The organism is Nocardia otitidiscaviarum (assembly GCF_007362295.1).
In the GTDB taxonomy this organism is placed as follows: domain Bacteria; phylum Actinomycetota; class Actinomycetes; order Mycobacteriales; family Mycobacteriaceae; genus Nocardia; species Nocardia otitidiscaviarum.
In genome coordinates this window covers 7,494,625-7,518,262 of sequence record NZ_CP041695.1, presented here as the reverse complement: position 1 = coordinate 7,518,262, position 23,638 = coordinate 7,494,625, and the positions used below count along the sequence as shown (strand labels likewise).

Annotated in this window: 13 protein-coding genes, 3 rRNA genes and 1 riboswitch; all 16 genes read right to left on the bottom strand. The window is 66.4% G+C overall.

Annotation, left to right across the window (positions count from 1 at the left end):
• Nucleotides 1-658 precede the first annotated feature (658 nt).
• Complete coding sequence (fusA, locus tag FOH10_RS33785) at nt 659-2,677, bottom strand: elongation factor G (protein WP_143983658.1); 2,019 nt, start codon at nt 2,675-2,677, stop codon at nt 659-661.
• A 403-nt stretch (nt 2,678-3,080) separates the two neighbouring features.
• A 5S ribosomal RNA gene (rrf, locus tag FOH10_RS33780) occupies nt 3,081-3,197 on the bottom strand.
• Nucleotides 3,198-3,294: 97 nt separating this feature from the next.
• Nucleotides 3,295-6,406 (bottom strand): 23S ribosomal RNA (locus FOH10_RS33775).
• A gap of 296 nt (nt 6,407-6,702) precedes the next feature.
• Nucleotides 6,703-8,221 (bottom strand): 16S ribosomal RNA (locus FOH10_RS33770).
• The 16S, 23S and 5S rRNA genes sit together here, the layout of an rRNA operon.
• Before the next feature lie 572 nt (nt 8,222-8,793).
• A complete protein-coding gene (locus tag FOH10_RS33765; protein WP_143983657.1) occupies nt 8,794-9,993 on the bottom strand; it encodes a baeRF3 domain-containing protein in 1,200 nt (399 codons plus the stop codon).
• 210 nt (nt 9,994-10,203) lie between these two features.
• On the bottom strand, nt 10,204-11,166 hold the full coding sequence (locus FOH10_RS33760) for an NAD-dependent epimerase/dehydratase family protein (RefSeq protein ID WP_244961485.1): 963 nt from the start codon (nt 11,164-11,166) through the stop codon (nt 10,204-10,206).
• A 192-nt stretch (nt 11,167-11,358) separates the two neighbouring features.
• Nucleotides 11,359-12,984 (bottom strand): chaperonin GroEL, encoded by a 1,626-nt coding sequence (gene groL / locus FOH10_RS33755; protein WP_029932939.1) that lies wholly within the window; start codon nt 12,982-12,984, stop codon nt 11,359-11,361.
• Nucleotides 12,985-13,151: 167 nt separating this feature from the next.
• Nucleotides 13,152-14,615 (bottom strand): glycine hydroxymethyltransferase, encoded by a 1,464-nt coding sequence (locus tag FOH10_RS33750; protein WP_143983656.1) that lies wholly within the window; start codon nt 14,613-14,615, stop codon nt 13,152-13,154.
• 30 nt (nt 14,616-14,645) lie between these two features.
• Nucleotides 14,646-14,732, bottom strand: a riboswitch (ZMP/ZTP riboswitch).
• Nucleotides 14,733-14,769: 37 nt separating this feature from the next.
• Nucleotides 14,770-15,501, bottom strand: coding sequence for a Clp protease N-terminal domain-containing protein (locus tag FOH10_RS33745; protein ID WP_143983655.1), 732 nt, complete (start codon nt 15,499-15,501; stop codon nt 14,770-14,772).
• A gap of 175 nt (nt 15,502-15,676) precedes the next feature.
• A complete protein-coding gene (locus tag FOH10_RS33740) occupies nt 15,677-16,762 on the bottom strand; it encodes an NAD(P)/FAD-dependent oxidoreductase (protein ID WP_143983654.1) in 1,086 nt (361 codons plus the stop codon).
• Nucleotides 16,763-16,859: 97 nt separating this feature from the next.
• Nucleotides 16,860-17,744 (bottom strand): RNA polymerase sigma-70 factor, encoded by an 885-nt coding sequence (locus FOH10_RS33735; protein WP_143983653.1) that lies wholly within the window; start codon nt 17,742-17,744, stop codon nt 16,860-16,862.
• Between the two features lie 200 nt (nt 17,745-17,944).
• Nucleotides 17,945-18,373 (bottom strand): hypothetical protein, encoded by a 429-nt coding sequence (locus FOH10_RS36115; protein ID WP_255056188.1) that lies wholly within the window; start codon nt 18,371-18,373, stop codon nt 17,945-17,947.
• A 123-nt stretch (nt 18,374-18,496) separates the two neighbouring features.
• Nucleotides 18,497-19,471, bottom strand: coding sequence for a helix-turn-helix domain-containing protein (locus FOH10_RS33725; RefSeq protein WP_143983652.1), 975 nt, complete (start codon nt 19,469-19,471; stop codon nt 18,497-18,499).
• 296 nt (nt 19,472-19,767) lie between these two features.
• Nucleotides 19,768-20,121, bottom strand: a complete 354-nt coding sequence (locus tag FOH10_RS33720) for a UBP-type zinc finger domain-containing protein (protein ID WP_143983651.1) — start codon at nt 20,119-20,121, stop codon at nt 19,768-19,770.
• Nucleotides 20,121-21,593, bottom strand: coding sequence for an ATP-binding protein (locus FOH10_RS33715; RefSeq protein WP_143983650.1), 1,473 nt, complete (start codon nt 21,591-21,593; stop codon nt 20,121-20,123). The genes FOH10_RS33720 and FOH10_RS33715 overlap by 1 nt, the downstream gene beginning before the upstream one ends.
• A 9-nt stretch (nt 21,594-21,602) precedes the next feature.
• Entirely contained in the window at nt 21,603-23,276 is a 1,674-nt protein-coding gene (locus tag FOH10_RS33710; protein WP_143983649.1) for an NAD(P)/FAD-dependent oxidoreductase, read from the bottom strand.
• Nucleotides 23,277-23,638: the final 362 nt, after the last annotated feature.

Here is a 23,638-nt window from a genome sequence, read left to right as displayed (position 1 = left end):
ATACCGAGCGGCCGCTCCGAGTGGAATACTTTTGTCGGATTTTTCTAGAATTTATTTGGTCGGCACCGCCGTACACCACGGTGGAGCAGGGACGACCGAGCGCGCCGTGCAGCGCGTCGCCCGGAACGCAGCCGGGGCCCGGTCCACCTCATCATGGACCGAGCCCCGCGCCGCATCGTTCACTTCCGCGCGAGCGCCGGAAGGTGGCGACCATCCGGCTACTCTGCCGAACCACTTGCCGATCCGGAGGACAGCAGCTTCAAGATGGTCTGCGCGAGGATGTCCGAGATGATGTCGGTCATGGGGGTACTCCGATCCAACTACGGTGCCAGTATCTGTCACTGGCTGTTTGCCATCGGGACGATACCGAGCGTCCAACAGGTGCGGCAGCGTTTTGAAGGATCTTTCTAGGACCAATTCCCGGGTGCGGTGAAGGGCTTCGAACAGCCGTTTCGCCATGTTTGCCGCAGCAGTCCCGGGCGACTCTCGCACGAATGTGAAACACTCGCGTCCGCCGTGGTCGCGACCGGGACCTCCGCTCGGAATTTGCCGGTGCGCACCCGTACTCCCGTCATGCCAACCGCCCCGGCGGCGCACACACGGCAGCGGTCCCGCACCCGGTTCGGGTGCGGGACCGCGCCTTTCGGCTGTCTACCGGTCACGCGAGCGCATAACCCACCGGCCGGGTGGTGAATTCACCCCGCCCCTGGGTGCGGCTGCGCAAACGGGTCGCGTAACCGAACAATTCGGCCAGCGGCACGATCGCCGTCACCACCACGGCTCCGGTCCGGGTCGTGGAACCGGCGACCCGGCCGCGGCGGGCCGCGAGATCGCCGAGCACCGCACCGACGAATTCCTCCGGCACCGTCACGGTCACCTCGACGATCGGCTCCAGCAGGCGCATGACGCTGGCGCGCAGCGCATCTCGGACACCCAGGCGTGCGGCCGTGCGGAAGGCCAGCTCCGAGGAGTCCTTGACGTGGGTCATGCCGTCGGTCAACGTGATGCGCACACCCGTCACCGGATGACCACCGAGCGGACCGGCCGCCAGCGCATCCCGGCAGCCCGCCGCCACCGCGCGCACGAACTCGGCCGGAACGCGGCCGCCCACCACCGTGGAACGGAATTCCATGCCCTCGGCACCGGGATCCGCGGTGTCCAGCGGCTCCACATCGAAGACGATGTGCGCCCACTGTCCGCTGCCGCCGTCCTGCTTGACGTGCCGGTAGGTCACTCCCGACACCCCGCGCAGCACCGTTTCCCGATAGGCCACCTGCGGGCGGCCCACGGTCACCCCGATGCCGCGGTCGCGGCGGATCTTCTCCACCGCCACCTCCAGGTGCAGTTCGCCCAGCCCGGACAGCAGCGTCTGCCCGGTCTCCGCGTCCGTGCGCACGACCAGCGAGGAATCCTCGTCGGCCAACCGCGTCAAGGCCAGCCGCAGCCGCTCGGCATCCGCGTTCGCCTTCGGCTCGACCGCCACCGAGACCACCGGATCGGCCACCGTCGGCGGTTCCAGCAGCACCGGCGCGTGCGGAGCCGCGAGGGTCGCGCCGACCGCGGCCTTCGGTCCGACAAGAGCCACGATGTCACCGGCCACCGCGCCGTCCACCTCCACGTGGCGGTCGGCCTGCACGCGCAGCACCCGTGCCACCCGCTCCCGGCGACCGGCTCCGACATCCGACACCGTGTCACCCTTGCGCAGGACGCCCGTGTACAGGCGGACGAAGGTGAGGCGTCCGGTCGCGGTCGCCTGCACCTTGAACACCAGGGCGGCAAGCGGTTCCGTCGGATCGGCCACCGGGCCGGTGGCACCGGACGGCGCGCGATCCCGCGGCGCGGGCAGATACGCGACGACCGCATCGAGCAGCGGTTCGATCCCACGATCACGGTAGGCGGCACCGCACAGCACCACCACGATCTCACCGCCGAGGGTCAGCTCGCGCAAGGCCGCGGTCAGTGTCCGCGCCGACAGTTCCGAGCGGTCGACGAACTCGTCCAGGGCTGCCGCATGCCGTTCCGCGACAGCCTCTTCCAGAGCCCGTCGACGATGCGACGCCAGCTCGGCGAGCGCGGCGGGAATCGGCCGCTCCGACAAGCCGTCCGCCTGCCAGACGAGCGCACGCATGCGCACCAGGTCCACCACACCGGTGAACTCCGACTCGTCGCCGATCGGCAGCTGCACGGCCAGCGGTACCGGGTGCAGCCGCTCCCGGATGGACGCCACCGCGGCGTCGAAATCGGCTCCGGCACGGTCCATCTTGTTGACGAACGCGATACGTGGCACGCCGTACCGGTCGGCACGACGCCACACCGATTCGCTCTGCGGCTCCACCCCGGCCACCGCGTCGAAGACCGCGACCGCGCCGTCCAGCACGCGCAGCGACCGCTCCACCTCGTCGGAGAAGTCCACATGGCCGGGGGTGTCGATGACGGTCAGGCGGTGACCGCTCCACTCGCAGCTCACCGCCGCGGCGAAGATGGTGATGCCGCGATCGCGTTCCTGCGAATCGAAATCGGTGACCGTGGTGCCCTCGTGCACCTCACCGCGCTTGTGCGTGGCGCCGGTGAGGTAGAGCATCCGTTCGGTGACGGTGGTCTTGCCCGCATCCACATGGGCGAGAATGCCGAGATTGCGGACGTGGGCGGAGCGGTGTCGGGAAACAGTGGTACGCACGGAAATTCGGTCCTTCGTGCTGAGCAGGGTCACTACAGCGCGATTCCCGGACGGGAGCCGGTACCGACACGGGGATGCGTCGGTACGGCGCGACTCGACCCCGGAGAGGTCGATGCGTGACAAGGTCCGGGTGACTCAGTACCGGCCGCGCAGCCGATACCGGACCGGCGAAGACACCAGGATCACCTCGAAGCGCGAACGAGCCGCGACGGTGCGTTGACCGCGCATCGTCCGGCTCCCTCCTGGTTCGACGTGCCGTGCGGCACGAGACGCATTGCGAGACTACGCAATCGCGCGGGTGGAGGAAACCGATTTTCCGGGGCGGTCGACGAGTGGTGAAACGTCGAAGGGGGGAGAAACGCGGAAGGCCCCGACCGTGTGGTCGGGGCCTTCGCGAAGGATGTTCCGGCGGTGTCCTACTCTCCCACACCCTGTCGAGTGCAGTACCATCGGCGCAGGTGGCCTTAGCTTCCGGGTTCGGAATGGGACCGGGCGTTTCCCCACCGCTATAGCCGCCGTAACTCTATGAAACTGTCCACACAGCGAACACCCCAACCCGGGGGTTCGAGCATGCGTGTGTTGTTTCAGATACCGCACAGTGGACGCGTAGCAGCTTTGTTGGTAAGTCCTCGGCCTATTAGTACCAGTCACCTCCACACGTTACCGCGCTTCCAGTTCTGGCCTATCAACCCAATGGTCTGTTGGGGGCCTTACCCCCTCGAGGGGGTGAGAAACCTCATCTTGGAACAGGCTTCCCGCTTAGATGCTTTCAGCGGTTATCCCTTCCGAACGTGGCCAACCAGCAGTGCTCCTGGCGGAACAACTGGCACACCAGAGGTTCGTCCGTCCCGGTCCTCTCGTACTAGGGACAGCCTTCCTCAAGTTTCTAACGCGCGCGGCGGATAGAGACCGAACTGTCTCACGACGTTCTAAACCCAGCTCGCGTGCCGCTTTAATGGGCGAACAGCCCAACCCTTGGGACCTACTCCAGCCCCAGGATGCGACGAGCCGACATCGAGGTGCCAAACCATCCCGTCGATATGGACTCTTGGGGAAGATCAGCCTGTTATCCCCGGGGTACCTTTTATCCGTTGAGCGACACCGCTTCCACATGCCGGTGCCGGATCACTAGTCCCGACTTTCGTCCCTGCTCGACATGTCTGTCTCACAGTCAAGCTCCCTTGTGCACTTGCACTCGACACCTGATTGCCAACCAGGCTGAGGGAACCTTTGGGCGCCTCCGTTACATTTTGGGAGGCAACCGCCCCAGTTAAACTACCCACCAGGCACTGTCCCTGAACCCGATCAGGGTCCGAGGTTAGAGGTCCAATACGATCAGAGTGGTATTTCAACGACGACTCCCACGACACTAGCGTGCCGCTTTCACAGTCTCCCACCTATCCTACACAAACCGTACCGAACACCAATACCAAGCTATAGTGAAGGTCCCGGGGTCTTTTCGTCCTGCCGCGCGTAACGAGCATCTTTACTCGTAATGCAATTTCGCCGAGTCTGTGGTTGAGACAGCAGAGAAGTCGTTACGCCATTCGTGCAGGTCGGAACTTACCCGACAAGGAATTTCGCTACCTTAGGATGGTTATAGTTACCACCGCCGTTTACCGGGGCTTAAATTCTCAGCTTCGCACCGAAGCGCTAACCGGTCCTCTTAACCTTCCGGCACCGGGCAGGCGTCAGTCCGTATACATCGTCTTACGACTTCGCACGGACCTGTGTTTTTAGTAAACAGTCGCTTCTCTCTGGTCTCTGCGACCCCGACCAGCTCCCACCGCAAAGGTGTTCACCAGCCCGGGTCCCCCTTCTCCCGAAGTTACGGGGGCATTTTGCCGAGTTCCTTAACCACAGTTCTCTCGATCGCCTCGGTATTCTCTACCTGACCACCTGTGTCGGTTTGGGGTACGGGCCGTGTACCAACTCACTAGAGGCTTTTCTCGGCAGCATAGGATCACTGAATTCGCCTCAATCGGCTACGCATCACCTCTCAGGCTATATGTCGTGCGGATTTGCCTACACGACGCCCTACCGGCTTACACCAGGTATTCCATCACCTGGCCCAGCTACCTTCCTGCGTCACCCCATCGCTTGACTACTACAATCAGGGTCCCGTGCAGCCACTTCCGGCTCCCCGAAGGGAGTCCATCCGCTTTTGGACGGTTAGCACAACTGATTCGCCATTGGGCGCGGATACACGGGTACGGGAATATCAACCCGTTGTCCATCGGCTACGCCTGTCGGCCTCGTCTTAGGTCCCGACTCACCCTGGGCGGATTAACCTGGCCCAGGAACCCTTGGTCATTCGGCGGACGAGTTTCTCACTCGTCTTTCGCTACTCATGCCTGCATTCTCACTCGCGCAGCCTCCACAACTAGGTCACCCTGCTGCTTCCCTGGCTACACGACGCTCCCCTACCCACCCAGACTCCTGGCTCGAAAGCAAGATTAATGTCTGAGTGCCGCGGCTTCGGCGGTGTACTTGAGCCCCGCTACATTGTCGGCGCAGGATCACTTGACCAGTGAGCTATTACGCACTCTTTCAAGGGTGGCTGCTTCTAAGCCAACCTCCTGGTTGTCTCTGCGACCCCACATCCTTTTCCACTTAGTACACGCTTAGGGGCCTTAGCCGGCGATCTGGGCTGTTTCCCTCTCGACTACGAAGCTTATCCCCCGCAGTCTCACTGCCACGCTCTCACACACCGGCATTCGGAGTTTGGCTGACTTCGGTAAGCTTGTGGGCCCCCTAGGCCATCCAGTAGCTCTACCTCCGGCGTGAAACACGTGACGCTGCACCTAAATGCATTTCGGGGAGAACCAGCTATCACGGAGTTTGATTGGCCTTTCACCCCTACCCACAGCTCATCCCCTCAGTTTTCAACCTAAGTGGGTTCGGGCCTCCACGACGTCTTACCGTCGCTTCACCCTGGCCATGGGTAGATCACTCCGCTTCGGGTCCATAGCATGCGACTCTGGGCGCCCTATTCGGACTCGCTTTCGCTACGGCTACCCCACACGGGTTAACCTCGCCACATACCGATGACTCGCAGGCTCATTCTTCAAAAGGCACGCCATCACCCCACCACAAAGGAGGGCTCTGACGGATTGTAAGCGCACGGTTTCAGGTACTATTTCACTCCCCTCCCGGGGTACTTTTCACCTTTCCCTCACGGTACTAGTCCGCTATCGGTCACCAGGTAGTATTCAGGCTTATCGGGTGGTCCCGACAGATTCACAGCAGATTTCACGGGCCCGCTGCTACTCGGGAGTCATCCACGACAGAGAACACGTTTTCGCCTACCGGACTCTCACCGTCTACGGTTGGCCATCCCAGACCAATTCAGCTAACGCGATCTTTTCTGACTGTCGCTCAGTCCGGCAGAACTGAGAAGAATGATCCCACGACCCCGCATGGACAACGCCTGCCGGCTATCACATCCACACGGTTTAGCCTCATCCGCTTTCGCTCGCCACTACTCACGGAATCACTGTTGTTTTCTCTTCCTGTGGGTACTGAGATGTTTCACTTCCCCACGTTCCCTCCACACACCCTATATATTCAGGCGCGGGTAACACGACATCACTCGTGCTGGGTTTCCCCATTCGGAAATCCTCGGATCTCAGCTCGGTTGACAGCTCCCCGAGGCTTATCGCAGCCTCCTACGTCCTTCATCGGCTCCTGGTGCCAAGGCATCCACCGTACGCTCTTACACACTTACTAACAAAGATGCTCGCGTCCACTGTGCAGTTCTCAAACAACACACAAGCCTGACCCTTTACCCAGCACCAGCCACAACCAACGTTGCGCGGTATGACTGAAAGCCAGCCTCGTCGTTTTTGCCTGGAAAGAACGTCTGTTCTTTCAGGACCCAACAGTGTGTCGACTACATCCGAGCCAGGCTCGGCACATGTCAGTGTTCCACCCATGAGCGTCCGCCGGACCACGTTCGGGTCCGAAACGGTCTCTGACACACCCACAATCACCTGTGTGACGCAGTGTGTAGAAGTGCTCCTTAGAAAGGAGGTGATCCAGCCGCACCTTCCGGTACGGCTACCTTGTTACGACTTCGTCCCAATCGCCAATCCCACCTTCGACGGCTCCCTCCCACGAGGGGTTAGGCCACCGGCTTCGGGTGTTACCGACTTTCATGACGTGACGGGCGGTGTGTACAAGGCCCGGGAACGTATTCACCGCAGCGTTGCTGATCTGCGATTACTAGCGACTCCAACTTCACGGGGTCGAGTTGCAGACCCCGATCCGAACTGAGACCGGCTTTAAGGGATTCGCTCCACCTCGCGGTATCGCAGCCCTCTGTACCGGCCATTGTAGCATGTGTGAAGCCCTGGACATAAGGGGCATGATGACTTGACGTCGTCCCCACCTTCCTCCGAGTTGACCCCGGCAGTCTCTCACGAGTCCCCGCCATTACGCGCTGGCAACATAAGATAAGGGTTGCGCTCGTTGCGGGACTTAACCCAACATCTCACGACACGAGCTGACGACAGCCATGCACCACCTGTACACCGACCACAAGGGGGGCCGTATCTCTACGGCTTTCCGGTGTATGTCAAACCCAGGTAAGGTTCTTCGCGTTGCATCGAATTAATCCACATGCTCCGCCGCTTGTGCGGGCCCCCGTCAATTCCTTTGAGTTTTAGCCTTGCGGCCGTACTCCCCAGGCGGGGTACTTAATGCGTTAGCTACGGCACGGATCCCGTGGAAGGAAACCCACACCTAGTACCCACCGTTTACGGCGTGGACTACCAGGGTATCTAATCCTGTTCGCTACCCACGCTTTCGCTTCTCAGCGTCAGTTACTTCCCAGAGACCCGCCTTCGCCACCGGTGTTCCTCCTGATATCTGCGCATTTCACCGCTACACCAGGAATTCCAGTCTCCCCTGAAGTACTCTAGTCTGCCCGTATCGACCGCAGGCGCGCAGTTGAGCTGCACGTTTTCACGATCGACGCGACAGACCGCCTACAAGCTCTTTACGCCCAGTAATTCCGGACAACGCTCGCACCCTACGTATTACCGCGGCTGCTGGCACGTAGTTGGCCGGTGCTTCTTCTACAGGTACCGTCACTTGCGCTTCGTCCCTGTCGAAAGAGGTTTACAACCCGAAGGCCGTCATCCCTCACGCGGCGTCGCTGCATCAGGCTTTCGCCCATTGTGCAATATTCCCCACTGCTGCCTCCCGTAGGAGTCTGGGCCGTGTCTCAGTCCCAGTGTGGCCGGTCGCCCTCTCAGGCCGGCTACCCGTCGTCGCCTTGGTAGGCCGTTACCCCACCAACAAGCTGATAGGCCGCGGGCCCATCTCGCACCAGTAAACCTTTCCACCACAAACCATGCGATTCGCGGTCATATCCGGTATTAGACCCAGTTTCCCAGGCTTATCCCAGAGTGCGAGGCAGATCACCCACGTGTTACTCACCCGTTCGCCGCTCGTGTACCCCGAAGGGCCTTACCGCTCGACTTGCATGTGTTAAGCACGCCGCCAGCGTTCGTCCTGAGCCAGGATCAAACTCTCCGTTGAAGACTCTCGAAACACCCGAAGGTGAATCAGAAGAATAATCGAACCAGAGTCCGAAAACCTAGCAAAACAATCGCCAGCCGGAAATTAGCTGACTAAATGTCCGACACCCACACGGGGGTGTAAGCGCCGGAACCAAAAAATATTTGGCACTGACATTCATCGACACACTATTGAGTTCTCAAAGAACACACGCACACACCATCGCCCCGGGCATTCCCGGCTCGATCGGTGAGGCAACTTTTACAGCTTAGCTCAGCCATCTCAACGGAACCAAATCCGCTGGTCAGGTCGAACTAGTGTGATCATCAGGCGCTCCTCGTACAACCTCGTTTCCGAGGGGCTTCGCTGAACCTTTCGGCTCGGCGTCTCGGCCCCTGGTCGGTGTCCGTGTCGCTCTGACCTGGAATAAGTTACGTGTCTGCGAATGCAGTGTCAAATCGCCTGGTCAGAGGGCCCAATTCTGCGTTCACGCGTTCGCCTTGTTGCATCCTGCCCCGTCGAACCGGTCGAACAAGTCGCGAATTAATGCGACCGGTCGCTTTAATTGCGACATCCGGCCGACAGCGATCCACTCAGTAGCGCAGGATCGCCGCGAACTCCGGCGCCTTCTCCCCCACCGGTCCGGTTATCTCGGTGCCCTCCAGCAATCCCGCCAAGCGCTCCGACTCGACCAGATAGACGCTGCCGTCATCGGTGAGCGTGCGCACCGCGGCGGCCTCCGTCAGATCCGCGTCCGGATGGGCGGGGTCGGACATCATCAGCACCGCGTCGGAGGAGACGTCGTACCACCCCGGCACGGTCGCATCGGCCGCCAGCAGCAGGGTGTCGACCCGACCGCGATAGGCGCTGCGCACCACATCGCCGATGGCGGTCACCGCCCGCGGACTGCCCTGGCCGATCAGTTCGGCCGCCCGATGCAGCGCCTCGTCCCGGCCGCCCTCGAAGGTGGGTCGGACGACCTCGTACGCCCGCGCGTGCAGGTCGCCGTCGTCCATGGCCTCCGGATTCGTCTCGATCGTGCCCGCGATCCGCCCGGACAGCTTCGGGTTCTTGCGGATATGGCCCGCCAGCTCGGCATCGCCGATGAGCACCAGCGGCAACCGGTCGTCGGCGATGTGCTGCGCGACGGTGGCGGCGACCGCTCCCGCGTACTGCTCCAGCCCCGCTTTGCGCCATTCGGGCGGGGCCTCGCCGTAGACCTGGGTCCGGGCCGCGATCGGGCGACCGGTCTGCGGTCGTGACGCCGGGCTGCCCTGGATCGGACCCTGGTAGTCGTTCTTCCCCGCCGTCTCCGCGACATCGGCGGGGAACTCCACATCGTGGTTCTCGTCCACGGTGTGCCGGGTGGCGTCGAACAGCCGGGCCGTATGCGCGGTCACGGCCAGGATGTGGAATCCGCCGTCCGCGGCGAACAGCGGTAGCAGCGGTTTGACCGAGAACTCCGGACCCACATGGGTCCGCGGTTCGAAGGTCAGGGGGACCTTGAACATGCGCAATCCGTCGGCATCGAGGAACAGCGCCAGTCCGTCACTCTGGTGCTGCCAGAAGTCGTAGTCGTCGCGCAGCTCGGCGGCCGGGCGCAGCAACGCCTCCGCATCCGCCGCGGACATACCGGCGGCGACGAGTTTCTCCCGCGCCTCGTCGATCAGGTCACGCAGCCGGATCGGGTCCTGCCTGGTCTCGCGGCCGCCCCGATGCGTCGGCAGGTAGATCGAGACGCCACGATCGGGCGTGGCCTCGATGAGCTGCGACAAATCCGAACGCGTCAACATCGGCAACCCCTCTGTACGTCGGTGGCGGAAGGAGGTGGCGACGGCATCGCACCACCTATCCATCGAGCTACCCGACCTCGCGACGCGGAAACCGGCGCGTTGCCGGGGCGGGGACGTATCCGGCACGCCGGGTTCCAGTGCGCGGTGCCGGCGTCCGGCATGACAGCGGCGGTGGCGTCACCATGGCAGCGGCGCTATCCGGCCACGTGGTCATGCCGTGCCGTCCCGGGTGTCGAGCGTGGCCCGCAGCGCTTCCCCGGTCGGCGTCGGTTCGATGCCGAACTCCTTGGTCGCGGCCGTGGAGTCCAGTACGAAGGGCCGATCGAACTGATAGCGCAGCTCGCGCACCTCGCGAGCGTCGGCATTGACGAGACCGGCGGCCCACAGCAGCACCGACGGCATGCGGCGGACACGCGCGGGCGCGGTACCCGCGAGGGACGCGGCCAGCTCGGCGAGCGCACGCACCGACATCGGTTCCGCCGTGGGCACATGCCAGGCCCGTCCCCAGGCCGATTCGTCATCGGCCACCGCGACGGCCGTGCGGGCCACGTCCTCGACGGCCGTCCAGCTGTGCGGGGCGTCGGGGTCGCCGGGGAACAGTGCCGTCCGGCCCGCCACGACGGCGGGCAGGACGGTCTCGGTGAACGTCGACTTCGCCCCCGCGCCGAGGTAGTCGGAGCCGCGCACCTCGGCGGCGCGGATGCGGCCCGCCCCATGCGCCGCCAGCGCGGCTTCCCACAGTTCGGCCCGCAGCCGTCCCTTCACCGAGTTCGGCCGCAGCGGGTGCGATTCGGTGACCGCGCCGTCGAATTCGCCGTAGCCGTACAGGTTTCCGACGGAGACGAGAACCGCGCCGGAGGATTCCGCGGCACCGATCGCGGCGTCGTTGAGTGGCGGGAAACCGGTAGTCCAACGGGCGTACGGAAGCCCGGCGCACTGGAAGATCGCGGCCGCTCCCACACACTGCTCCGCGAGCGCGGCGGCATCGGTGGCATCGACGCGCATACGGTGGACGCGCGCATGCTCGGGCCCCGCCCCGCCGCGGGTCAACAGGCGGACGTCGTCACCCCGCTCGGCCAGCAGCAGCGCGGTGGCCGATCCCACGGGTCCGGCTCCGATGACGACGTGCAGGGCCATGGCTACTCGCTCCTGTTCCACTGGCGAAACGCTCACTTCACGACACCACGACACTAGATCGAGTCGGCGTCCCGCGCACCCCGCACACCGTGTCGGTCACTCCGGCCAGGGTCGTGAATCGTGGGTTACGACACCAGCTTTCACGCTGTGGATAGACAGCCCGAAGGCCGACCACCCGGTGGGTGATCGGCCTTCGGTTGTTCGAAACCCGTTGCCGGAAGGCAGGACTCAGAAGTCCATGCCGCCCATGCCACCGGTCGGGTCGCCGGCGGGAGCGGCGGCCTTCTCCGGCTTGTCGGCGACGACGGCCTCGGTGGTGAGGAACAGGGCCGCGATGGAGGCCGCGTTCTGCAGCGCCGAGCGGGTGACCTTGACCGGGTCGGCGACGCCGGCGGCCAGCAGGTCGACGTACTCGCCCGAGTCGGCGTTCAGGCCGTGGCCCGCCGGGAGGTTCGAGACCTTCTCGGCGACGACGCCGGGCTCCAGGCCCGCGTTGAAGGCGATCTGCTTCAGCGGGGCGGACAGCGCGACGCGGACGATGTTCGCGCCGGTGGCCTCGTCACCCGACAGGGACAGACCGTCCAGGGCCGGAGCCGACTGCAGCAGGGCCACGCCACCACCGGCGACGATGCCCTCCTCGACGGCGGCCTTGGCGTTGCGGACGGCGTCCTCGATGCGGTGCTTGCGCTCCTTGAGCTCGACCTCGGTGGCCGCGCCCGCCTTGATCACCGCGACACCGCCGGCCAGCTTGGCCAGGCGCTCCTGCAGCTTCTCACGGTCGTAGTCGGAGTCCGAGTTCTCGATCTCGGTGCGGATCTGCGCGACGCGGCCCTTGATGGCCTCCTCGTCGCCCGCGCCCTCGACGATGGTGGTCTCGTCCTTGGTGATGACGACCTTGCGGGCCTGGCCCAGCAGCTCCAGACCGGCGGTCTCCAGGGAGAGGCCGACCTCTTCGCTGATGACCTCGCCACCGGTCAGGATGGCGATATCGGCCAGCATGGCCTTGCGGCGGTCACCGAAGCCCGGGGCCTTCACGGCGACGGACTTGAAGGTGCCGCGGATCTTGTTCACGACCAGGGTCGACAGGGCCTCGCCCTCGACGTCCTCGGCGATGATCAGCAGCGGCTTGCCGGCCTGGATGACCTTCTCCAGCAGCGGCAGCAGGTCCTTGACGGTCGAGATCTTCGAGCCGACCAGCAGGATGTACGGATCCTCGAGGACCGCTTCCTGACGCTCCGGGTCGGTGACGAAGTAGCCCGAGATGTAGCCCTTGTCGAAGCGCATACCCTCGGTCAGCTCCAGCTGGAGGCCGAAGGTGTTGCTCTCCTCGACGGTGATGACGCCTTCCTTGCCGACCTTGTCCATGGCCTCGGCGATCAGCTCACCGATGGACGAGTCGCCCGCCGAGATACCGGCGGTGGCGGCGATCTGCTCCTTGGTCTCGACCTCCTTGGCGACGTCGAGCAGCTTGGCGGTGACGGCCTCGACGGCCTTCTCGATGCCGCGCTTCAGGCCCAGCGGGTTCGCGCCGGCCGCGACATTGCGCAGGCCCTCGCGCACCAGCGCCTGGGCGAGGACGGTCGCGGTGGTGGTGCCGTCACCCGCGACGTCGTCGGTCTTCTTGGCGACTTCCTTGACGAGCTCGGCGCCGATCTTCTCGTACGGATCCTCGAGCTCGATCTCCTTCGCGATCGAGACACCGTCGTTGGTGATGGTGGGTGCGCCCCACTTCTTCTCGAGCACGACGTTGCGGCCCTTGGGGCCCAGCGTCACCTTGACAGCGTCCGCGAGGGCGTTCAGACCCCGCTCGAGACCCCGGCGAGCCTCTTCGTCGTACGCAATTGTCTTGGCCATTGCGTTGAGATCCTCCAGATCAGGGGATTGACACGATCTGGCCAGGCTCGGTGCCCGCGACGGACGACCAGGGGATGTGTGAGTCCCGGCCTCACCGTTCTGACCTGGCACTCACAGGTCGCGAGTGCCAAAGCCCTTTTTAGCACTCACCGGTGGCGAGTGCAAGGTCAGCCGAGATCGATGCTCGGGTAGAGCGGGAAGCCCGCGAGCAGGTCCGCGGCGCGGCGCGAGATCTCCTCGGCGACCTTCGGTTCCAGCACGTGCTGCGCCTTGGACGGCGCGCCCTTGGCGGTGGTGCCGGGTTCGGCGGCGGTGAGGACGCGGTCGATCAGGGCGGCGATCTCGTCCATCTCGGCCGCGCCCAGGCCGCGGGTGGTCAGGGCGGGGGTGCCGATGCGGATGCCCGAGGTGTACCAGGCGCCGTTGGGGTCGGACGGGATGGCGTTGCGGTTGGTGACGATGCCCGAATCGAGCAGGGCCGCCTCGGCCTGACGGCCGGTGAGACCGTAGGAGGAAGCGACGTCGATGAGATTGAGGTGATTGTCGGTGCCGCCGGTGACCAGGGTCGCGCCGCGGCGCATGAGCCCCTCGGCCAGCGCGCGGGCATTGTCGACGATGCGCTGGGCGTAGTCGCGGAACTCGGGGCGACGGGCCTCGGCGAGCGCGACGGCCTTGGCCGCCATGACGTGCGGCAGCGGACCGCCCAGCACCATCGGGCAGCCGCGGTCGACCTGATCGCGCAGCGAGTCGTCGCACAGCACCATGCCGCCGCGCGGACCGCGCAGCGACTTGTGGGTGGTGGTCGTGACGATCTGCGCATGCGGCACCGGATCGAAATCGCCGGTCAGCACCTTGCCCGCGACCAGACCGGCGAAATGCGCCATATCGACCATGAGCGTGGCATCGACCTCGTCGGCGATCTCGCGCATGACGCGGAAGTTCACCAGCCGCGGATACGCGGAGTAACCCGCCACGATGATCAGCGGCCGGAACTCGCGGGCGGTGGCGCGCAACGCCTCGTAGTCGAGCAGGCCGGTGGCCGGATCGGTGCCGTAGGAGCGCTGCTCGAACATCTTGCCCGAGATGTTCGGGCGGAAACCGTGGGTGAGATGCCCGCCCGCGTCCAGGGACATGCCGAGCATGCGCCGATTGCCGAAGGCGGCGCGCAGTTCGGCCCAGTCGGACTCGGACAGGTCGTTGATCTGCCGCACCCCCACCCGCTCCAGAGTGGGGGCCTCCACCCGCTGCGCCAGAATCGCCCAGAAGGCGACCAGATTGGCGTCGATACCGGAATGCGGCTGCACATAGGCGTGCCGCGCGCCGAAGAGTTCCTTCGCGTGCTCGGCGGCCAGCGACTCGACGGTGTCCACATTGCGGCAGCCCGCGTAGAAGCGGCGGCCGACGGTGCCCTCGGCGTATTTGTCGCTGAACCAGTTGCCCATGGCCAGCAGGGTGGCCGGGGAGGCGTAGTTCTCCGACGCGATGAGCTTGAGCATCTCGCGCTGGTCGTGCAGTTCCTGACCGATGGCCTCGGCGACGCGCGGCTCGACGGCGCGCACGACATCGAGGGCGGCGCGGTAGGCGGTGGACTCCCGCGACAGGGATTCCGAGGACAGGGGCTGCTGGGTCATACGGGCCTCCGGGGGTCGGGTGGGAACGGTCACCGTGGCCCAGGCGCACGGCACTTCGTTCGCAGGCCGCTCCCCGATGGTCGTTCCCATCCCAGCGCGCCAGTCACGGCCCGTCGGCAAGCCTACCCGGCCCGCCGACGAACCTGGTCGGCACCTATTTCTTCGCCGCCATGACCGATTCGAGCAGGGCGGTGATATCCGCTTCGATCGATTCCTTGTCCAGGCCCAGGCCGGACAGCGGACCCGACCCGTCCTCCAGCTCCAGCATCGCCAGCAGGATGTGTTCGGTGCCGATGTAGTTGTGGCCCATGCGCAGCGCCTGCCGGAAGGTGAGCTCGAGCGACTTCTTGGCCTGCGCGTCGAAGGGCACCAGCGCGGGCATGTCCGCGTCCGACGGCTCCGGCACGGCCCCCTCGGCCACCCGGCGCACGGCGTCCGCCGAGACGCCCTTGGCGACGATCGCCTGCACCGCGAGCCCGTCCGGTTCGCTGAGCAGACCGAGCAGCAGGTGCGCGGTGGTGATCTCGGCGTTGCCGCGGGTGCGGGCCTCCTCCTGCGCGGCCACCACCACGGCGCGAGCGCGCGGGGTGAACTTGGCGAAGCCCGCATTGGGGTCCATGGTCGCGGCGTCGGCCGGGTCGCCGGGAGCCTTGGGGACGAAGCGTTTCTGGGCGGCCTGCTTGGTGACGCCCATACTGGCGCCGATATCGGTCCAGGACGCGCCGGAGCGGCGCGCCTGATCCACGAAATGGCCGATCAGGTGGTCGGCGAGTTCGTCGAGATGCCCGCCGACGACGACCGCGTCGGAGAGCTGTTCCAGCACATTGTCGGGGCGGGCCTTCTTGATGCCGTCGATCAGGTCGTCGAGGCGGAGCGAGTGCGTCATGCGTCAACGGTAGGTTGACTCAGCCCGTGAAGTCAACCACTAGTTGACGATTTAATCGCGGGCGAACACACCGGCCGCGACCGCACGAACCGTGCGCCGCCCGGTACGAAGGGTTCGCCGGCCGCCACCGGACCGGCTCCCGGTTTCGAATCGAGCGGGAATGGGGCGCAACCGTTTACGGACGTGCGGCGGACGCCGCGAAGCGGACGATGAACTCCTTGACGCGGGCGGCGGGGCGGCCGGTGAGGACGCGGCGGGCGGGGGTGTCGTCGGATTCGAGGAATTGGATGAGACCGTCGCGGCGGCCGAGGCTCAGGCATTGGAGCTGGTAGCGGAAGGTCAAGGGGGCGGGGGTGTTTCCGGCGATGGTGGCCGCGATCGAGGTGGCGGCGTGCTTGCCGGTGGGGAGGGCGGTGGCGCAGGCCATGCGGAGGTCGCGGTCGGCGGGGCCCGCGATGACGGCGGCGTCGCCCGCGGCGTAGACGGCCGGGTGGGAGCGGGAGCGCAGGGTGGCGTCGGTCAGGACGCGGCCGCGGGGGTCGACGGCCAGACCGGAGGTGGCGGCCAGGTCGGGGACCGCGAAACCGGTTGTCCACAGCACGGTTTCGGCATCGAGGTGCTCGCCGTCGGCCAATTCCAGGCCGGTGCCGGTGACCTCGACGACCTTGACGCCGGAACGGACCCGGACGCCGAGCCGGTTCAGGGTCGCCGCCACATGGGTCCGGGCACGGTCGGAGAGCCACGCGGCGGGCTCCTCGGCCGACACCAGCGTGAGATCGAGATCCGGATTCGCCTCGGCCAGTTCGGCGGCCACCTCGATACCGGTGGAACCGCCGCCCACCACGGCGACCCGGCCGGTGAGCGCGGGAATGCGGGCGGTGTCCTCGGGTGTCGCCACGGTGTGGGCGTACTCGGCGACACCGGGCACGGTGCGGGTGTCGGCGATGCTGCCGAGGGCGTAGATCAGGGAGTCGTAGGCGATCTCCGCGCCGGTATCCGTGCGCACCGTCCGAGCCTCGGTGTCGATGGCCGTGGCGCGGGCCCGCAGGAATTCGATGCCCTTGCGCTCCAACCGTTCCCGCAGCTCCCAGCGCGGCACCGCCTGGCCCGCCAGCAGTTGATGCAGGCGAACGCGTTCGACGAATTCGGTGCGGGGGTCGATCACGGTGACCCGGGCGCCGCGGATCCGTGCCGCCCGCTTCGCCGCTGCCAGGCCCGCGTAACCCGCGCCGAGGATGACGATTCGATGTGCTCCGGTCATGAGCGTGACTCCTTTTCGAAGTGCCGACACCCTCCAGACCGGACAGCGCCGCGATCCCTGACAGATCGCGACTGTGTGCCGTGTCACGGGCAGCGGATCAGGGTGCCACCGCGCTCGCGACGTGCGCCAGCTTGTCGGGGTTCAGCACCAGGCGCAGGGCGTGGATCCGGTCGTCGGCCACGTCGATGCCGATCACCACCAGCACCGCGCCCGCGACCCGGACCACCACGGCCGGAGCACCGTTGACCTCGTCGACACCGATCTCCATACCCTCGATGCCCTGGGCCATCAGGCCGAGGAGGTAGCGGGCCACCCGCTGTGCACCCACGATCGGCCGGCGGGCGGCGCTGACCTTGCCGCCGCCGTCGGCCACCGACACGATATCGGCGGCGAACAGGCTCTCCAGGGCGGCCACATCACCGGAACGGGCCGCCGCGAGGAAACGGGACAGCAACTCTCGCGCCTGCTCGGGGGCGGCGGCGAACCGCGGCCGCTGCTCCCGCACCCGCTGTGCGGCGCGCCGGTAGAGCTGCTGCGAGTTGGCTTCGGTGAGCTCCAGCATCGCGGCGATCTCGCGGTGCGGGTAGCCGAACGCCTCGCGCAGCACGAAGACCGCGCGTTCGGCGGGCGTCAGCCGCTCCAGCATGGTGAGGAAGGCCAGCGACACCAGCTCGCGCTGCTCCGCCGACTCCAGCGGACCGAGCTCCCCTGCCCCGGTGCGCACCGGCTCGGGGATCCACGGGCCCACATAGGTCTCGCGACGGGCCCGCGCCGAATCCAGCCAGGTGCGGCACAGATTCACCACCACGGTGGTGAGCCAGGCTTCGGCGGCGCGAATGGTCGCGCGATCGGCGGCGTCCCAGCGTAGATACGTCTCCTGCACCGCGTCCTCGGCCTCGCTCGCCGACCCCAGCATGCGGTACGCCAGCGCGAACAGCCGTCCGCGCTGCCGCTCGAACTCCGCCAGCCCATCGGCGTCCATTCGACCACCCACCCTCACGTCACCGGTCGCATGCGGACATTACGCGCGCCAGCGCACCACACGGCCGCGACCTGCCCCACGCGCTCCGTCACGAGGCGAGACCGGCGCGCGATCGTCATCGGATACGAGCGGCCACGGCGGTGCAGGCCCCGAGGCAACACCCGTGCCTCGCCACGGCGAAAGGCACTGCGCGTGGGCGGTTATCGGGCGGCGACGCGGATGGCTACGGCGACGGGGGTGTCGGTGTAGGAGCTGGCGAGGCAGGCGAGTTTGGCGGTGCCGAGGGCCACGTTGGGGCTGCCCTCCAGCTGGGAGCCGGGATGGGCGGCGAGGACCTGGTCGATGACCTGTTTCTGGGTGTCGTCGGTGAGGTCGCGGAACTGGCCGCAGGTGGTGTCGGCGCCGTCGGCGGTGGTCTGCTTGGCGCTGGCCGGGGCGGTGGGTGCCGTCGCGGGCGGTTCCACGTAGGTGAAGGAGGTGGTGGTGGGTGCGGTCGTCTCGACCGCGGTCGTGGTGGACGTCGCCGCCTGGCCGAGTCCGCTCACATCACTCGATTCATCCGACCCGCAGCCGGATAGTCCCAGCGCCAGCGCGCCGAACACGCAGGCGACAACCGACATTCGCTTCATACCGTGCTTTCCGAGCTCTCCGAGTGCAGTTCACCGACGCCGGACCTGCCCGGCGCTCGCAGCAGCGTACCGGGTGGACGCTCCGCCCGGGAGGCGACCGGCGAACAGGTCGGTCACTACAGGTCACCGGCCATCGGGCGGCGAACAGGAGCGTGCCGCCGACCGCCGCCACTCCCTGGGCGTCATACCGTAGGCCGCGCGGAACCGGCGCGCGAAATGCGAGGCGTCCCGGAAGCCCCACGCACTCGCGACAAGGCCGATCGACCGCTGCTCGCACTCGGGTCGCGCGAGGTCCGCGCGCACCCGCTCCAACCGCTCCGCGATGATCCACTGCTCCAGGCTGAGATCCGCTCCGGCACAGAGTTTGTACAGGTAACGCACCGAGATGCTGTGCGCCCGGGCAATGGATTCCGCAGCCAACAGCGGATCGGCGAGATGGGCTCGCACGTATTCGCGAATGCGGCCGAGCAGGAGCGCCGCCGGTACCGCACCCCCGTCACCGGCGGTGACACCGGCGGCCGAGGTCAGCAGTGCGCGGGCCAACTCCACTGTCGCGCTGGCCGTTTCCCGGGCAGCAACATCGGCGGCGAGTGCCTCGGCGGAGGCCGCCAGCATCATGGTGTGCCCGCAGACCAGCGGGTAGAGCGGACTGGCGGGAGCCCGGTGCATGGCGGTGCGGATCACCTCGAACGGCAGCGCCAGCGCATCCAGCGGCAGCAGCAGGGCCGTCAGTCCGCGTTCCCGCCAGGCGAGTTCGTAGGGGGCGTTCAGGTCGACCAGGCACAGTCCACCCTCGGGGATCACGGCTGTCGTCGCCCCACAGCGACGTTCGACGGCGGCCTGCCCCACCACGAATCCCAGCGCCGGGCTCGGCTCACGGCGGACGTGCCGCTCGGTGCGCACCAGCCGCAGCGCCGAGCTGCGCGCCCGGTACAGCCCGATCCCACCCAGCTCCCATGCCTCCAGATACACCGACATCGGTCCGTCGACCTGCTCGGGCAGGACGTGCTGTGGACCCGCGATGGCCCGTACCGTCTCCCTCGCTCTCTCCACCCGCTGATCCGGCTCCACGCCGTCGGTGTCGAGCAGCACTACCACGGTGAACCTCCGCGAACGAGCGTGGCGGTCGTACCGCCACCGACCGATCGTGCACTGTGGGCCCAATAGTGGGCACGCACGGTCGATTATCGTTCGCGCCGTCGATCTACGTTTGTGAAACCGGCTCTTTGCTGCTGGTGAGGAAAGGACTCCCGCTCGCCGCTCGGATACGAATTCCGCGGGCACCCCCCGGGGACCGCCTGTCACACCCGCCGGACGCCGTCGTCGGGCACTCGTGACTCGCGGTCCCGCCCGCCGAGACCGCGAGCGGGAGACTCCTCAGCGCACGTGACCGCTCAGTTCAACCGGCTCCGCCAGTCCGCGGGCACCCGATCGCGGGGGCCGGGCACCGGCTGATCCGCCGGATGATGGGTCGGCGCGGCCAGTTCCGGTCCCTCGCCGTACATCTCACCGGTGGCGTAGTTCCAGTACCAGTCCTCGCCCGGTTCAAAGCTCTGCACGAACGGGTGGCCGGTGGACCGGTAGTGCGCGGTGGCGTGCCGCGACGGCGAACTGTCGCAGCAGCCGACGTGGCCGCACTGGGCACAGCGGCGCAGATGCACCCACCACCCCTGTGCCGCATCGCATTCCACGCAGCCGGGGCCGCTGGGGGCCACCGCGGGATCGATCCCCTGGATTTGTTCCGACATCACTCACCTCCGGTTTCGGTTTGTGCCGCGGCGACCTCCGCGCCCGCGGGCGGCGTCAGCGGCAGTCGGACGATGAAACGGGTGTCGCCGGGTTCGGATACGACGCGGATATCGCCGCCGTGCTTGTTCACCACGATGCGGAAGGAGATGTCCAACCCCAGGCCGGTGCCCTCGCCCACCGGTTTGGTGGTGAAGAACGGCTCGAAGATCCGGTGCCTGATCTCATCCGGCACGCCCGGTCCGGTATCACCGATTTCCACTACGGCGCAATCGTTCTCGCGATAGGTGCGCACCGTGAGCGTGCCCCGCCCCCGCATGGCGGCGATGGCGTTGTCGATCAGGTTGGTCCACACCTGATTCAGTTCGGCGGCGTAGCAGGGCACCGACGGCAGGGTGTGGTCGTACTCCTTGACCACCTCGATATCGTCGCCGATCTTGCGCCCCAGCATGACCAGCGTGCTGTCGAGCAGTTCGTGGATGTCCACCACCTGGAACGGGGCGCGGTCCATCTGCGAATACTGTTTGGCGGCGTTCACCAGCGACGAGATGCGCGTGGTGGAATCGGCGATCTCGTTCATGAGCAGTTCGGTTTCGACCGTGTAGTTGAGCCAGCGGATCGCGCCCTCGAACACGCCGTCGGAGCATTCGGTCAGGGTGCCGTGCACCTTCTCCAGCCAGTCGATGTCGAATCCGGCCTGGACGAAGGTGGGGGCGATCTCCCAGCCGTTGCCGATGCCGTGGTTTTCCAGCCAGTCCCCGAGTTCGTCCTCGCGGTCGGCGGCCTCCAGCGGCGTCAGCGTGGGGGCCTTGCCGACCTGCGCGGCCGCCTCCTCCTGCAACTGCACCAGGGATTCGAGCGTCTTGGAGTCGAATGTGCCGTGCGCCATCATCTTCAACTTGTGCCGCATCCCCGCCACCCGCTCCCGCAGCGAGGAGGTGGCGCGGACGGCCGCCGCGGCGGGATTGTTCAGCTCGTGGGTCAGCCCCGCCGACAGCGAGCCGAGGGCGAGCAGCCGCTCCCGCTGCCCCACCCGCTCATTGGCGTTGCGGTTGCCGAAGAACACACCCTCGAGCAGATGCAGCGCCATCGGGAACCAGGTCTGGACCATGCGGGCGAAGGTGCCCGCGTCCAGGACGAAGAAGGTGGACGGGCGGGTGACGTAGAAGGAGCCGGTGTAGTTCTGGTCGACCTTGTCGCCCATGTACGCCGTCCATGCGCCCGCGTAGGCGCCGTGGTGGTCGGTGCGCACCAGCTCGATCTCCTCGCCGCCCGACATCTTCGTCAGCACGACCTCGCCCTCCATGAGGACGTAGAAGCAGGTGGCCGGGTCGCCCTCGCGGAACACCAGTCCCGGTTCGAAGCGCTCCACCCGGCCGTCGCGGCACAGCCACGCCAGCTGTTCGTCGTCGAGCTTCTCGAAGAGGAACAGTTCCTTCAATTCCGCGGGGTCGCAGATCAATCGGTCACCCATCGCGGCCTCCTACTGCTTCGCCAGGTAGCGGTGGACCAGCATGACGGCCATCGCGCCCTCGCCCACCGCCGAGGCCACCCGCTTCGCCGATTCCGACCGCACGTCACCGGCCACGAACACCCCGGGCACACTGGTCTCCAAATGCCCTGGGGGACGGGGTAGCTCCCATCCCGCGGGCCGTTCACCATCCACCATCAGGTCGGGTCCGGCCACCACGTACCCGGCGGCGTCGCGGGTGACGGTGCCGTCGAGCCAATCGGTTTCCGGTGCGGCGCCGATGAACAGGAACAGCCGTTCGGCGTCGACCTTCTCCTCCGCCCCGGTCGTGTTGTCGCGCAGCACGATCCGTTCCAGATGATCGTCGCCGTCGGCGGACACCACCTCGGTGCGGGTGTGCACCTTGATATTCGGGATCTGCTCGATCTGCTGGATCAGGTAGTGCGACATGGATGCCTCCAGCGACGCCGCCCGCACCAGGATGTGCACCGTGCGGGCGTTGCGCGACAGGAACACCGCCGCCTGGCCCGCCGAGTTCGCGCCGCCCACGATGTAGACGTCCCGTTCGGCGCAGTCGGCCGCCTCGGTCATGGCCGAACCGTAGTAGACGCCCCGGCCGGTGAAGTCGTCCACACCGGGGGCCGGATGGTGCCGGTAGTTCACGCCCGTGGCGATGAGCACCGCGTGCCCGGCGATATGCCCGCCGTCGGCGAATTTCACCACGCGCGCCGAACCGCAGGCCTCCAGGGAGTGGACCTCGCGGGCGGTCACCAGTTCGGCGCCGAATTTGACGGCCTGCCGTCGCGCCCGATCGGCCAGCTGCGCGCCCGAGAGTCCGTCCGGGAAGCCCAGATAGTTCTCGATGCGGGAGCTCTGCCCGGCCTGGCCGCCGGTGGCGGTGCGCTCCACCAGCACCGTGCGCAGGCCCTCGGACGCGCCGTACACGGCCGCGCCGAGACCGGCCGGGCCGCCGCCCACCACGATGAGGTCGTAGAACTCGCCGGACGGGTCGGTGTTCAAGCCCACGCTGGCCGCCAACTGCGCATCGCTCGGTTCCAGCAGCGCCTCACCGGCCGGATTGATGACGACCGGGCACTGGTCCTCGGTGGCCCCGGCCGCCGCCAGCAGGCGCGACCCCTCCGGTTCGTCGGCCAGATACCAGCGATAGGGCAGCTGATTGCGCGCCAGGAACTCGCGCACCTGGGAACAGCGTGCCGACCAACGGTGGCCGACCACCTTGGTCTCGGTGACCGGGCGGTGGATATCGCCGCGCCACGCTTCCAGCAGCGCGTCGATCACCGGGTAGAGCTTCTCCTCCGGGGGATCCCAGGGCTTGAGCAGGTAGTGATCGAGATCGACCACATTGATGGCCTCGATGGCGGCATTGGTGTCGGCGTAGGCGGTGAGCAGCACGCGCCGGGCGTGCGGGTGCAGGTCCATGGCCTGCTCGAGGAATTCGATGCCGTCCATACCGGGCATGCGGTAGTCGGCGATGAGCACGGCGACCGGCTGGCCGCGCAACTTCATCTCCCGCAGCGCGTCGAGCGCGGCCGCACCCGACTCCGCCCGCAGGATTCGATACTCCGCACCGTAGCGGCGACGCAGATCGCGAACCACCGCGCGAGAGACGCCGGGATCGTCGTCCACGCTGAGAATGGCCGGTTTCACGGCAGCAGGTGAGGTCACCTAACGAGTATGGATGGCGAGGTCAAATGCGGCCGAGTTGTTCGCCACCGGCTCAAATCCGGTGCTGGTGAACCAGATCGAGCTCGGACTGGGTGAGCAGTCGTTCCAAGCGCTCCTCGTTCGGCGGCTTGGACCTGGGCGTAGACGTGGATCGCGCTTGTTCGTCGTCGGGGTTGGGAAGCAGGGGGACCCCCTTGTGTGCCTGCTTGCGATGTATGAGCGAGCGCAGATTCACGGCCGATCACCTCACGTTTCGTTCGGGAAGCTGGAGGCAGTGTCTTGCTTCGTCTATAGGACATTGTGCGCCGCTTATTACGGCACTCGCCGCCACCGCACCGGAATGTGATCTAGTTGATTTTCAG